Annotated in this window: 13 protein-coding genes; 8 read left to right on the top strand and 5 right to left on the bottom strand. The window is 68.6% G+C overall.

All coding sequences use genetic code 11. The features are described from left to right. Positions 1-11: 11 nt before the first annotated feature. From P9849_RS11575 to P9849_RS11560, 4 genes are all read left to right on the top strand, one after another. Positions 12-788 (top strand): TIGR00730 family Rossman fold protein, encoded by a 777-nt coding sequence (locus P9849_RS11575; protein ID WP_278266932.1) that lies wholly within the window; start codon positions 12-14, stop codon positions 786-788. 69 nt (positions 789-857) lie between these two features. Then, positions 858-1,238, top strand: a complete 381-nt coding sequence (locus tag P9849_RS11570) for a DivIVA domain-containing protein (protein ID WP_278266931.1) — start codon at positions 858-860, stop codon at positions 1,236-1,238. A 79-nt stretch (positions 1,239-1,317) separates the two neighbouring features. Continuing rightward, entirely contained in the window at positions 1,318-2,508 is a 1,191-nt protein-coding gene (locus P9849_RS11565; protein ID WP_278269156.1) for a hypothetical protein, read from the top strand. A 105-nt stretch (positions 2,509-2,613) separates the two neighbouring features. Beyond that, on the top strand, positions 2,614-2,784 hold the full coding sequence (locus P9849_RS11560; RefSeq protein WP_278266930.1) for a DUF3117 domain-containing protein: 171 nt from the start codon (positions 2,614-2,616) through the stop codon (positions 2,782-2,784). Between the two features lie 85 nt (positions 2,785-2,869). Here the strand turns inward: P9849_RS11560 and P9849_RS11555 are convergent, their stop codons facing one another. Then, the gene (locus tag P9849_RS11555) at positions 2,870-3,502 is read right to left on the bottom strand and encodes an O-methyltransferase (protein WP_278266929.1); all 633 of its coding nucleotides are present in this window, start codon (positions 3,500-3,502) and stop codon (positions 2,870-2,872) included. A gap of 215 nt (positions 3,503-3,717) precedes the next feature. Here P9849_RS11555 and sigE point away from each other — a divergent pair, with 215 nt between their 5' ends. Together sigE and P9849_RS11545 are read left to right on the top strand one after the other, a co-directional pair. Next, positions 3,718-4,302: an RNA polymerase sigma factor SigE gene (gene sigE, locus P9849_RS11550; RefSeq protein ID WP_278269155.1), complete on the top strand. Its 585-nt coding sequence runs from the start codon at positions 3,718-3,720 to the stop codon at positions 4,300-4,302. Positions 4,303-4,386: 84 nt separating this feature from the next. Then, on the top strand, positions 4,387-4,761 hold the full coding sequence (locus P9849_RS11545; protein ID WP_278269154.1) for a twin-arginine translocase TatA/TatE family subunit: 375 nt from the start codon (positions 4,387-4,389) through the stop codon (positions 4,759-4,761). 97 nt (positions 4,762-4,858) lie between these two features. Here the strand turns inward: P9849_RS11545 and P9849_RS11540 are convergent, their stop codons facing one another. From P9849_RS11540 to P9849_RS11530, 3 genes are read right to left on the bottom strand one after another with little or no spacing between them, the layout of a single operon-like run. After that, on the bottom strand, positions 4,859-5,989 hold the full coding sequence (locus P9849_RS11540; RefSeq protein WP_278266928.1) for an Mrp/NBP35 family ATP-binding protein: 1,131 nt from the start codon (positions 5,987-5,989) through the stop codon (positions 4,859-4,861). After that, positions 5,986-6,648 (bottom strand): DUF1003 domain-containing protein, encoded by a 663-nt coding sequence (locus P9849_RS11535; protein ID WP_278266927.1) that lies wholly within the window; start codon positions 6,646-6,648, stop codon positions 5,986-5,988. The genes P9849_RS11540 and P9849_RS11535 overlap by 4 nt, the downstream gene beginning before the upstream one ends. Next, the gene (locus tag P9849_RS11530; RefSeq protein ID WP_066211215.1) at positions 6,641-7,924 is read right to left on the bottom strand and encodes a CBS domain-containing protein; all 1,284 of its coding nucleotides are present in this window, start codon (positions 7,922-7,924) and stop codon (positions 6,641-6,643) included. Before P9849_RS11530 ends, P9849_RS11535 begins: the two co-directional genes overlap by 8 nt. 76 nt (positions 7,925-8,000) lie before the next feature. Between P9849_RS11530 and P9849_RS11525 the strand changes: the two genes are divergently transcribed. Beyond that, positions 8,001-9,002, top strand: coding sequence for a general stress protein (locus P9849_RS11525; RefSeq protein ID WP_278266926.1), 1,002 nt, complete (start codon positions 8,001-8,003; stop codon positions 9,000-9,002). 165 nt (positions 9,003-9,167) lie between these two features. On the opposite strand, the gene P9849_RS11520 is transcribed toward P9849_RS11525, so the two are convergent. Then, entirely contained in the window at positions 9,168-10,730 is a 1,563-nt protein-coding gene (locus P9849_RS11520) for an aminopeptidase P family protein (protein ID WP_278266925.1), read from the bottom strand. 195 nt (positions 10,731-10,925) lie between these two features. Here P9849_RS11520 and P9849_RS11515 point away from each other — a divergent pair, with 195 nt between their 5' ends. Then, on the top strand, positions 10,926-12,227 hold the full coding sequence (locus P9849_RS11515; protein ID WP_278266924.1) for an MFS transporter: 1,302 nt from the start codon (positions 10,926-10,928) through the stop codon (positions 12,225-12,227). The last annotated feature ends 31 nt before the right edge of the window (positions 12,228-12,258 follow it).

Below are 12,258 nucleotides of genomic sequence, written 5' to 3'. Positions count from 1 at the left end.
AGCCTAAGACCATGAGCACGCACTTCACTTCCCCCCGGCACAACGAACCCCGGCGTCGCGGCCCCGTGGAACTGCGGCGCGGGCAGGCCGGCATCGAAATGGCGGACCAGCGGCTGCTGGACAGCGGCACGCCGGGCGCCTTCGTCCACTCCGACCCCTGGCGCGTCATGCGGATCCAGAGCGAGTTCGTCGAGGGCTTCGGCGCCCTGGCGGACCTCGGGCCGGCCATCAGCGTGTTCGGTTCGGCCCGCACCAAACCCGGCTCCCGGTATTACGAGCTCGGAGTGCAGATCGGCCGCAAGCTCGCGGAGAGCGGGGTCGCGGTGATCACCGGTGGCGGACCCGGCTCGATGGAGGCCGCCAACAAGGGCGCCGTCGAGGGCGGCGGGGTCTCAGTGGGACTCGGCATCGAGCTGCCGTTCGAGCAGGGTATGAACGAATGGGTGGACCTCGGCGTCAACTTCCGGTACTTCTTCGCCCGTAAGACCATGTTCGTGAAGTACGCCCAGGGTTTCGTGGTGCTGCCGGGCGGCCTGGGGACGCTCGACGAGCTGTTCGAGGCCATGGTGCTGGTCCAGACCCACAAGGTGACGTCCTTCCCGATCGTGCTGGTGGGCGTGGACTACTGGACGCCCATGATCGAGTGGATCAAGGGGACGCTGGTGGCCGAGGGGATGGTCTCCCCGCAGGACCTGGACCTGATCCAGCTGGTGGACGACCCCGACGACGCCGTGCGGCGAGTGCTCCACGACGTCCACCCGGGCACCTCGGACGAGCGCCCCGAATAGGGTTTCTCCCCGCGAGCCCCGCCCCGGTCCGTTGTCGGCCGGAGCGGGGCTTTCTGGCACCATGGAGGCATGAGTTTCCTCCTGGTCTTTCTCGCGATCGTGGTGCTCGGCGCGGCCTTCGTCATGGCCACGCCGCTGCTGCGCAGGATCAAGGTGGGAGGACGATCCGTGACCGCCCCCGATCTGGAGGACGGTTTCGAGGAGCCGGTGGCGAACCTGCCGGCCGTGCTGCTCCCGGAACGTCCCACACCCGCGGATGTGGACCGGCTGCGGTTCTCGCTTGGCCTGCGCGGGTACCGGATGGACCAGGTCGACGAGGTCCTCGATCGCCTGCGGGATCAGCTCGCCGTCCAGCAGAGCGAACTGAGCCGGCTGCGTGGCCGGCTCGCGGAGCTGACGGCGGGTGGCGCCGCCGTCGGGCCTGCTGCCAATGACCAGCCGCATGAGTGAGCCGGCCAGCCGCATGAGTGAGCCGGTCTCCGACCAGCTCCGCCGGGGTGTGGGGGAGCCGGCGCTGCGCGCCCAGGGCATGTTCATGTCGCCGCGGAGCTGGCCCTGGTGGGCCCAGCTCAGCGCGGTCTACGTGGCGGCACGGGTCCTCAGCTTCTTCGTGTTCTCCGGCGCCGCGTTCAAGCAGGGCATGAATCCCTGGATGCCGGCGAGCCCCGGGTACTGGGACTTCATCACCATCTGGGACGGCCGCTGGTACCAGACCGCCGCCGAGCAGGGATACCCGTCGCAGCTCCCGGTCGACGCCCTCGGAAACGTCCAGGAGAACGCGTGGGCTTTCTACCCGCTGTTCCCGCTGCTGGGGAAGGCCCTCTCCGGACTCCTGGGGATTCCGGTCCTGGCATCGTTGACTGCGATCGCCATGGTGGCCGGTCTCTGCGCCGTGCTGGTGATCTTCCGTCTCTTCCTCTGTTTCGCTTCCCACCGCACGGCCTTCTGGGGTGCGGCCTTCGTGGCCGTGTTCCCCGTGTCCGGGATTCTGCAGGTGCCGTATGCGGAATCGCTGAATCTCCTGCTGCTGGCCGCCTCGCTCCTGGCGGTCGTGCGGAAGCGCTACCTGACCGCGATCCCGTTCGTCATCCTCGCGGCGCTCTCCCGCCCCACCGGGGTGCCTTTCGGCGCGCTCGTGGGGCTGCTGCTGGTCCATCGCCTGTGGGCGCTCTTGCGGGCGCGACGCCGGCCGGCCCCGGAAGAGCTCGGCTCGCTGCTGCGTCACACGGCGCTGACCGTGGTGGCCTGCGCGGCCGCGCTCACCTGGCCGGCGCTCGCCTGGCTGAAGACCGGAGACCCCCAGGCGTACACCCGCACCGAGACCGTGTGGCGGGGGACCGACCTGGTGCCGTTCAAGCCGTGGTGGGACATGGCCGTCGGGCTCCTCGGACCGGGACTCGGGCCCGTCGCCCTCCTGCTGTTCGTGGGCGGGCTGGCCTGGGCCCTGCTGAAGGCTCCGGCGGTCCGGGCGATCGGCGTCGAACTCCGCCTGTGGTGTGCCTGCTACTTCGGGTACCTGCTGGCCTTCCTGCACCCTCAGACCAGCACATTCCGGATGCTGCTGCCGCTCTTCCCGCTGGCGCTGGCAACGGCATTCGTCTCGCGTTCGAGGGCGTACCGCTGGACGGTCGTCCTCATGTTCTCCCTGCTCCAGATCGTGTGGATCGTCTGGCTCTGGGCCTGGGCCCAGCTGCCGGGCGGCGGCGACTATCCGCCGTGACCTGGGGTCCTGCCCATGACCGGGTTGGTCCATCGATTAGCCTGTGACGCGCGACTCAGGGGATAATGGACTGGACGCACTCGACGAACGCAAGGAGAATCTCCTATGGCCGCCATGAAGCCCCGGACCGGGGACGGACCCATGGAAGTGACCAAAGAAGGACGCAGTCTCATCATGCGGGTCCCGCTGGAAGGCGGAGGCCGCCTGGTGGTGGAGCTCAACGCCGACGAGGCCGCTGAGCTCAAGGGCTGCCTGGAGGGCGTGACGCAGAGCTGAAGGCCTGCAGTGCTGAAGGCACACGGAGCGCGGCTGCTGGAAAGCGGCCGCGCTGCGGCATTTAAGGAGGCTCGGCTGAGCAGGCTCAGCGCTTGACCGCGGCGAGGAGGCCGTCGCCGGTGGTGAACACGGTCGTCAGCACGCCCTCGTCCTCGCGCAGGCTCTTGATGAGCTGGCGCAGGGCGACGGTGGTCTGGTCGCGGTTGGCGGGGTTGCTCACGCGGTCGCGGTCGAGGGCGTCGTTGAGCAGGAGGACGCCACCGGGCTTGAGCAGGCGGAGCGCCTGGGTGACGTAGAAGGGGGCCTGGACCTTGTCGGCGTCGATGAAGACGAGGTCGTAGGCGGAATCGGTGAGGCGCGGCAGGACGTCCTGGGCGCGGCCGGAGATGGTGCGGGTGCGATTGGCGGGCACGCCGGCTTCGGCGAACGCCACGCGGGCCGCGCGGAGGTGCTCCACATCGTGATCGATCGAGGTCAGCACCGCCTGCGGGGAGAGCCCGCGCAGCAGGTACACGCCGGAGACGCCCGCGCCGGTGCCGATCTCCACGGCGGTCCGGGCCTTCGCCGTGGCGGCGAGGACGGAGAGGGCCATGCCGGTGCCCGCGGAGACCGCGGGGACACCCAGGTCGAAAGCACGTTCCCGTGCCCGGAGGAGCACCTGGTCTTCCTCCGGCAGGCCTTCAGTGAAGGACCAGCTGGTGGATTTGTCGGTGCTCATGTGATTCGCCCTCTGCGGAAAAGATGTAATCGGAAGAAGCTCCCCAGATATTTCACAGGGAACCTTGACATGATAACGGTCAAAGTGCTGGCGATTGAAGCCGGGACTCGGTATGGCGCATACCCGCCATCGGGGGATGGATCGGAAGGGAGCAGGACATGCTGAACATGGCTGACAACCCTGCCACCGCGGTGGCAGGCGAGGACTCCGGCCCAATGGAAACGCCGCTGGAGGAATGGAAGCGCCCCAGCTGGGAGGAAGTGGTCACCAACCACTCCGCCAAGGTCTTCCGCCTGGCCTTCCGTCTCACGGGCAACCGCCACGACGCCGAGGACCTCACGCAGGAGGTCTTCGTCCGTGCCTTCAAGTCCCTGGACAAGTTCAAGCCCGGCACGCTGGACGGCTGGCTCCACCGCATCACCACCAACCTCTTCCTGGATCAGGTGCGCCGCAAGGCCCGCATCCGCTTCGACGGACTGCCCGAGGACGCGGACCAGCGGATCCCGGGCAACGAGACGAGCCCGGAGCGCAGCTTCGAATTCAACAACCTGGATTCCGACATCCAGGCCGCGCTGGACAAGCTGCCGATCGAATTCCGCACGGCCGTGATCCTGTGCGACATCGAGGGTTTCTCCTACGATGAGGTCGCCACCGCGCTCGGCATCAAGCTCGGCACCGTGCGCTCCCGGATCCACCGTGGACGTGCGCTGCTCCGGACCGCTCTGGCGGACCGCGATCCGCGTCGCACGGCCACCGGACGGCCCCAGCTCAAGCTCCCTCGCGTGGCGGGAATCCACTGACCGGAGACGCTCCGTGTCACTGAAGATCGGCCCCACGTCCGGGATCGTCCGGGAGGCGGGGGAGAGGGTAGTCTTTCCAACGTGATATTCGGTATTAATGGGCCAGAATTCCTGATCCTGCTGATCATCGGCATTCTGGTGATCGGCCCCAAGCGTCTGCCCGAATACACCCAGGGCCTGATGAATCTGGTCCGTGGCGTCCGGAAGATGGCTTCCGGCGCCCGCGAGCAGATCAAGGACGAGGTCGGCATCGACATCGACGAGGTCGACTGGCGCAAGTACGACCCCCGTCAGTACGACCCCCGCCGCATCATCCGCGAAGCGCTGCTGGAACCGGACACCCCGGCCGCGGCGTCGGCCGCCGTGGGTGCGGCCGCTGTCGCGACCGCCATGCCCGAGCGGGAGATCCCGCGACTGGCCGAGGGCGAAAGCGCGCCTTTCGACACCGAGGCCACCTGAGCCGAGCTGCCAGCACGACGACGGCGTGCCGACCACTGTGGGTCGGCACGCCGTCGCCGTCTCCGGGGTGAGCCGTGGCCGTCTGGACGGCCGACGGTCACCCCCGGGGGGTGACTCCGAGGGAGAGCCCGCTCAGCCCGCGTGGCTTGGCGGCCAGCGCGTCCGCCACCGAGAGCAGTTCGCGCGAGACCGCGGTGTCCGGGTGGGCCAGGACGACAGGCATCCCGGAGTCCCCGCCCTCCCTGAGAGCGATCTCCAGGGGCAGTTGGCCCAATAGTGGGACCTGGTAACCGAGAGTCTCCGTCAGGCGCTGGGAGAGCGTCTCACCGCCTCCTGAGCCGAACACCTCGAGCCGCTCGCCGCCCGGGGTGTCCAGGTACGACATGTTCTCGACCACGCCGACCACCTGCTGGCCGGTCTGCGTGGAGACCGTGCCGGAGCGTTCGGCGACGTCGGCCGCCGCCGACTGCGGGGTGGTGACCACCAGGACCTCGGCGGACGGAAGGAGCTGCGAGACGGAGATGGCGATGTCGCCGGTGCCCGGGGGCAGGTCCAGGAACAGGTAGTCCAGGTCGCCGAAGTACACCTCGGAGAGGAACTGTTCCAGGGCACGGTGCAGCATGGGGCCGCGCCAGGCCACGGGGGCGTTGCCCTCCACGAACATGCCGATCGAGATGACCTTCACTCCGTGGGCCACGGGCGGCAGGATGAGCTCGTCCACGCGGGTCGGGGACTGGGTGATACCCATGAGGCCCGGCACGGAGAAGCCGTGGACGTCGGCGTCGACGATGCCCACGCGCAGGCCCCGGGCCGCCAGGGCGCAGGCGAGGTTCACGGTCACGGAGGACTTGCCGACGCCGCCCTTGCCGCTCGTCACGGCGAACACCTTGGTGAAGTTGCCGGGCTGGTTGAACGGGATCCCGCGGGTGTCGCCAGGTCCCCGGAGCTGGTCTTTGAGCGCCTGCCGCTGCTCCGGGGTCATGACGGAGAGCTCCACGTCCACGGACGTCACTCCGGGGACCGTGAACAGGGCCGCCGTGGCATCGGCCGTGATCGTGTCCCGCAGGGGGCAGCCCTGGATCGTGAGGAGCACGCGCAGACGGACCGCGCCGTCGTCGTCGATCTCGACCGCGTCGACCATGCCCAGCTCGGTGATGGGACGCCGGAGTTCAGGGTCGATGACCGTGTCCAGGGCGCGTTGCAGCTGCTCCGTGGTGGGCGCGGTCATGCTCCCGGGTCCTGGCTGGGCTTCTTGATCTTCGGGATCTGCTGGGTGCGGGGGCCGCGCTGACGGTCCCGCTTGTCGCGGATCTTCTCCTTGACCTTGTCGGCCGTGGTCTCGCCGTCGCCCGTGCCGTCTTCGCCCGAGTGGAACTCCTCCTGAGCCTCGATGATGTCCTCGAGGAGGGAGCGCATCTCGGCGCGGACGTAGTCACGGGTGGCCACTTCACGCAGCGCGACACGCAGTGCGGCGAGTTCGCGGGTGAGGTACTCGGTGTCCGCGAGGTTCCGCTCGGCGCGCTGGCGGTCCTGTTCCAGTGCCACGCGGTCACGGTCGTCCTGCCGGTTCTGGGCGAGGAGGAGCAGCGGCGCCGCGTAGGAGGCCTGAAGGGAGAGCATGAGCGTCAGGAGGGTGAATCCGAGGGCCTGCTGGTCGAACTGCCAGTCGGCGGGGGCCCAGCTGTTCCAGGCCAGCCAGAACACGCAGAAGATCGTCATGTAGACGAGGAACTGCGGGGTGCCCATGAAACGGGCGAAGCCCTCGGTGGCCTTGCCGAACGCGTCCGGGTTTGGCGAGAACCGGGGGAAGAACCGGCCCCGCGCGGCGCGGGGGGTGTCCAGGCTGTACTTGTCCGCCCCGGGGCGGCGATCCTTCTTGTCAGCCATTGCGACCCCTCAGCTTCTTGAACGGGACGTCCTCGGCGTGGGCGCGCCAGTCTTCGGGCAGGAGGTGATCCAGGACGTCATCGACGGTGACGGCGCCGACCAGCCGGCCGGTGTCGTTCACCACGGGCAGGGCATTGAGGTTGTAGACCGCCATGATGCGGGCCACCTCGCTGATGTGGGCCTGATCCTGGACGGGCTCCAGGTTCTTGTCCACCAGATTGCCGATCGGTTCAGGCGGGGGATACCTCAGGAGCTGCTGAATGTGCACGACGCCGAGGAAGCGGCCCGTGGGGGTCTCCAGCGGCGGGCGGGCGATGAAGATGGAGGACGCGAGCGCCGGGGTCAGCTCTTCGCGGCGCACGTGGGCCAGGGCTTCGGCCACGGTGGCCTCCGGCGGGAGGATCACGGGGACCGGGGTCATGAGACCGCCCGCGGTGTCCTCGTCGTATTCCAGGAGGCGGCGGACGTCCTCGGCCTCTTCGGGCTCCATGAGCTGCAGGAGTTCCTCCTGCTGCGCCTCGGGGAGCTCGGAGAGGAGGTCGGCGGCGTCGTCCGGGTCCATCTCCTCCAGCACGTCGGCGGCGCGCTCGCGGTCCAGCGAGGACAGGATCTCCACCTGGTCCTCTTCAGGGAGCTCCTGGAGCACGTCGGCGAGACGTTCGTCCTGGAGTTCGCTGGCCACCTCGAAGCGGCGCTTGTCGCTCATCTCCTGCAGGGCCTCGGCGAAGTCGGCCGCCTTGAGGTCCTCGTGGCTGGCGACGAACGCCGTGGCGGCCTGCGGTTCGGTGGCCGCGGCCGGGACGGCGTCCGTCCAGTTGATGATCATGGTCTCGTTGCGGCGCAGCCGGGCGAGCGGGGAGAACGAGTGACCTCGGCGCACGAAGAGCTTGGAGACGAACCAGTCGCCGGAGCGGTGCTGGTCGATCGCGATGTCCTCGATCGTGGCCGAGCCCGAGCCGTCCGTGAGGGTGACGCGGCTGTCGAACATCTCGGCGACCACGAGAGTCTCCATGCCGCGCTGTTCGAAGCGGCGCAGATTGACGAGCCCGGTGCTGATGACCTGGGCCTGGTCCATGCTCGTCACGCGCGTCATCGGCACGAACACGCGTTTCTTGCCCGGGACTTCCACGACCAGGCCGACCGCATGCGGAGGCGCGTTGTTGGCGCGGGCCAGCACCACGACGTCGCGGACGCGTCCGAGCCGATCACCCAAAGGGTCGAAGACATCCAGACCGAGGAGGCGGGCAACGAAGACGCGGGAAGTAGGGTTGCTCACCCGACTAGGCTATCCACTTCGTCCACGTTTGGCTGAATTCCGGTTGCAGACCGGCTGAATAGGCAAGAATGTGGGTATGTCGAACTTGTTTGGTGCACCCAGGATTCCCGAGGAGCTCCGTTCCGTGCCGCAGGGCGTGACGGTGGGCTCCTACAACTCCTACCTCGATGCCCAGAAGGCCGTGGACTACCTGGCGGACCAGCAGTTCCCCGTCCAGTACGTCTCGATCGTGGGCAACGACCTGAAACTCGTGGAGCGCGTGACCGGCCGTCTGAGCTACCCGCGCGTGGCCATGTCCGGCCTGCTCAGCGGCGTGTGGTTCGGTCTCTTCATCGGTCTGCTGCTGTCTCTGTTCTCCCCGGGCGGCGCGTTCTCCGTGGTGACCTCGGTGCTGATGGGCGCGGCTTTCTTCGCGCTCTTCGGCATCGTCAGCTACGCCATGCAGCGGGGCAAGCGGGACTTCACCTCGACCAGCCAGGTGCTGGCCAGCAGCTATGACGTGATCGTGGCACCTGAGGTCGCGGGGGAGGCGAGCCGGCTGCTGCTGCAGCTTCCCATGCGGGGCAACGACGGCGGCAACCGGAAGCCCGGCCAGCAGCAGGGTCCGCAGGGCGGTCAGCACTCGGGCTACGGGCAGGGCCACGGTCAGGGCTACGGCCAGCCGCAGGAACCGCAGCGGCCCGAGGCCTGGGGCAATCCGTACGGACAGCGCGCCGAGGACGCCGGCCAGCAGGCTCAGGCGCCGGAACAGCAGGCGCCGTCCACGGTGTCCTCGGACTATCGCGACCTCCCGGACGGCCGCCCGCAGTACGGTGTCCGGCTGAACCAGACGCCCCCGGCGGCTCCCGCCGCGCCGGCCCACGAACCGCAGCACGCTGAGCCGCAGCCGGCTGAACAGCAGTTCGCGGAACAGCAGCACGACGCCGGGTACCAGCCCGACGCCGCTCCGCAGACGGAGCCGCAGGGCGAGCACGCGCAGCAGCCGGATGGCCAGCAGGACGACGGCCAGGCGCAGCATGACGAGCCTCAGCAGGGCCGGCACGGCGAGCAGCCCACCAAGGACCCCCGGGGCGAGTAGCACCGGCCGGTTCCGGCGGGACCACGAAGTGTGACGCCGCGCGTCGCACGGGTCCGGAACGACGAATGGCCCCGCACCGGGATTACGGTGCGGGGCCATTCTCATGCCCGGGGCGCGGTGCTCACGCTGTCGCGTTCAGCGCGCCACAACGGCGGTGAGCGGCACTCAGGCGCGCAGGCTCGCCATCCAGGCCTCGACGTCGTCGGCCGTGCGGGGGAGGGCGGCGCTCAGGTTCACGGCGCCGTCCGCGGTCACCAGGATGTCGTCCTCGATGCGGACGCCGATGCCGCGGTACTCCTCCGGGATCGCGAGATCCTCGGACTTGAAGTACAGGCCCGGCTCGATGGTGAACACCATGCCCTCGGCGAGTTCGGCGTCCAAGTACAGCTCGCGCTTGGCCTGGGCGCAGTCGTGGACGTCCATGCCGAGGTGGTGGCTCGTGCCGTGCGGCATCCAGCGGCGGTGCTGCTGACCGCTGTCCGCGACGGCCTCCTCCACGGTCACGGGCAGCAGGCCCCACTCGGCCAGGCGCTCGGCCAGGACGCGGGTGGCGATCTGGTGCAGTTCGCGGAACTTCAGGCCCGGGCGTGCGGCGGCGAAGGCCGCGTCGGCGGCGTCCAGCACGGCTTCGTAGACGCGGCGCTGCACCTCGGAGAAGGTGCCGTTGACCGGCAGGGTGCGGGTGATGTCCGCGGTGTAGAGGCTCTCGGCCTCGACGCCGGCGTCCAGCAGGAGGAGGTCGCCCTCCTTCACCTGACCGTTGTTGTTGATCCAGTGCAGGATGGTGGCGTTGTTGCCGGAGGCGGCGATGGTGTCGTAGCCGAGGTCGTTGCCTTCCTCGCGGGCCTTCGCGAAGAACGCGCCTTCCACGACGCGCTCACCGCGGTGGTGCGCGACGGCGCGCGGCAGGGCCTTGACGACCTCGTGGAAGCCTTCGACGGTGGCGGCGACGGCCAGCTTGAGCTGCTCGACCTCCCACTCGTCCTTGATCAGGCGGAGCTCGGACAGGGCCTCGGCCAGCTTCTCGTCGAGGGCGTCGAGCTGGGAGAGGTCCAGGTTCTCGGGGTCCTGGGCGGTGTTGTAGCGGGCGGTGTCCACCAGGGCGTCGATGTTCTCGTCCACCTTGCGAAGCAGGCGGATGGAGATACCGCCGATCTCGGAGGCACCGACGTTCTTGGTGATCGCCACTTCGAGTTCGTCGAGGTGCGCGGTCGCCAGGTCGAGGCGGGCTTTCAGGTCGGCCAGGCTCGGGCGCGGGCCGATCCAGAACTCGCCGGACCGTGCGTCCGCGTAGAACTGCTCGGTGTCGCGGCCGGCCATCGGGCGGAAGTAGAGGGTGGCGTGGTGGTGGCCGCCGTCGTCGCCCTGGCCGTCATCGGTGGGTTCGAGGATCAGAACCGCATCCGGTTCGTGGTCCACGCCCAGGCCCGTCAGGTGAGCGAAGGCCGAGTGGGGGCGGAAGCGGTAATCCGTGTCATTGCTGCGGACCTTGTGCGGACCGGCCGGGATCACCAGGCGTTCGCCCTTGAACTGCTCCGAGATCGCACGACGGCGGCGGGCGGCGTGTGCGGCGACGGCTTCCTCGGCCGGAAGCTCCTGCGAGGCGGGAGCCCAGCTGCTGGCCATGAAGGCCTTGAAGGCATCGGAGGAGGGGCGCTGCGAACGGTTGTTCACACGGTCCTCCAACGGCTGGGTGCTGGCATCAGTGGTGTGTTCTGCGTCATTCACCCTCCTATCGTCTCACTGATCCGGGCGGGCAGGAGCCGGGACCCGGAGTGCCACTCCAGGTGTTTGACTCGCGTCACGGACGAGTCCGCTGTATATGTCGTACTTCATGCCGAAACCCCGGCCGGCCCGGGGCGTCTGGGGAGCGTGGTGTTCCGCCGGATCGGTTCGGCAGCCCGATTCAAGGTCAGGTCATCGATGCGCGCGGAAGTGACGGATACGGCCCGGAGAGCCGGCCTGCCCCTTGCCTTCTTCGGCTTCCTCACCGCCGTCAGCATCTCGAACATCGGGGACAGTTTCCGATCGCTTTCCCTTGATCTGTGGTTCTACGAGGCATCTGCGGACAAGGAGGCAGCACGGGTCACGTTGCTGCTGATGACGATCCTCCCGGCTTTGGTGCTGGGCCCCCTCGCCGGCGCCGTGGCGGACCGGTGGGACCTTCGGCGGACCTTCCTCGTCACGACCGTGTTCCGAGGGCTTCTGAGTTTCGGACTTGCCGCTGCGGCATGGCTCGCCGGGCCGGGGTACCTGGCCGTGCTGATCGTGACCGCCTCGGCGATCTCGTCGGTGTTCTTCGCTTCGTCGGCGTTCGTCTTCCTTCCACGGCTGGTCAAGGAAGGTCTGCTCTCCCGGGCGAACGGCTACCTCGAGTCGGCCACCTGGGCCGTGAGCTCGGTCGGGCCTGCCCTGGCGTCGGGCGCCTTCGCGCTCTGGGGTGCGGTGCCCGCTTTCCTCATCGATGGCGTGTCCTTCATGGCCGCCGCGTACCTGTTCTCCAAGGTCGTCCGGAAGACGCCCGGAGCGGGCACTGAACGTGTGCCGTTGGCGGACCGGCTCCGGGTCTTCAAGGAGGAACTGCGGGAACTGGTGCTGGGCATTCCTCCCGCGGTGCGCTATCTGGCAGGACACCGTCCAGCTCTCGGGATACTCCTGGGTTCTTATGGGGTCACCATCACCGCCGCGGTCAACTCGTTCAGCCTGATCTTCCTGATCGCCTCCGATCTCGGGCTGCCCGCGGAGGTCTTCGGCTTCGTGCTGTCGCTCAATGGCATCGTGGCCGTCGCCGCCGCGGTTCTCACCGGCGTCTTCCTGCGCACCGAGGCTCTGCGCCGGTACTTCCTCGCCTGTCTGCTCCTGCTTGCCACATCGCAAATGATCATGGGGCTGTCGCCGAATGTGATCCTGTTGCTGGTGGGCGTGGCGGTGAGCGCGAGCGTCAATGCTCCGTACAACGTGGCCGTCACGACGCTGTTCCAGAAGTCGATCTCGGAGAAGTTCCTGGGGCGTGTCGAAGGTCTGGACGTGTCAGTGGACAACGCGCTGAGAATCATCGTTCTCCTGGCCGCCGCCTGGTCGGTGGGTTCCTTCGGGGCACGTCCGGCGCTGATCGTGTCGGGGGTGATCGCGGTCGTCCTCTGTGGCGTCGCGTGGTGGCTCACCCGGGAGACCGGTGAACCAGGGGAGCCCCGCCCGGTGAGGGGCGACGACGGCGACGGGTGAGCTCCGCGGGTCCGCCGGGACTACGCTGGGA

It is taken from the genome of Arthrobacter sp. Y-9, from assembly GCF_029690065.1.
Lineage (GTDB): Bacteria > Actinomycetota > Actinomycetes > Actinomycetales > Micrococcaceae > Arthrobacter_E.
The sequence above is the reverse complement of the archived record's forward strand: the minus strand, read 5'-3'. Positions and strand labels throughout refer to the sequence as shown.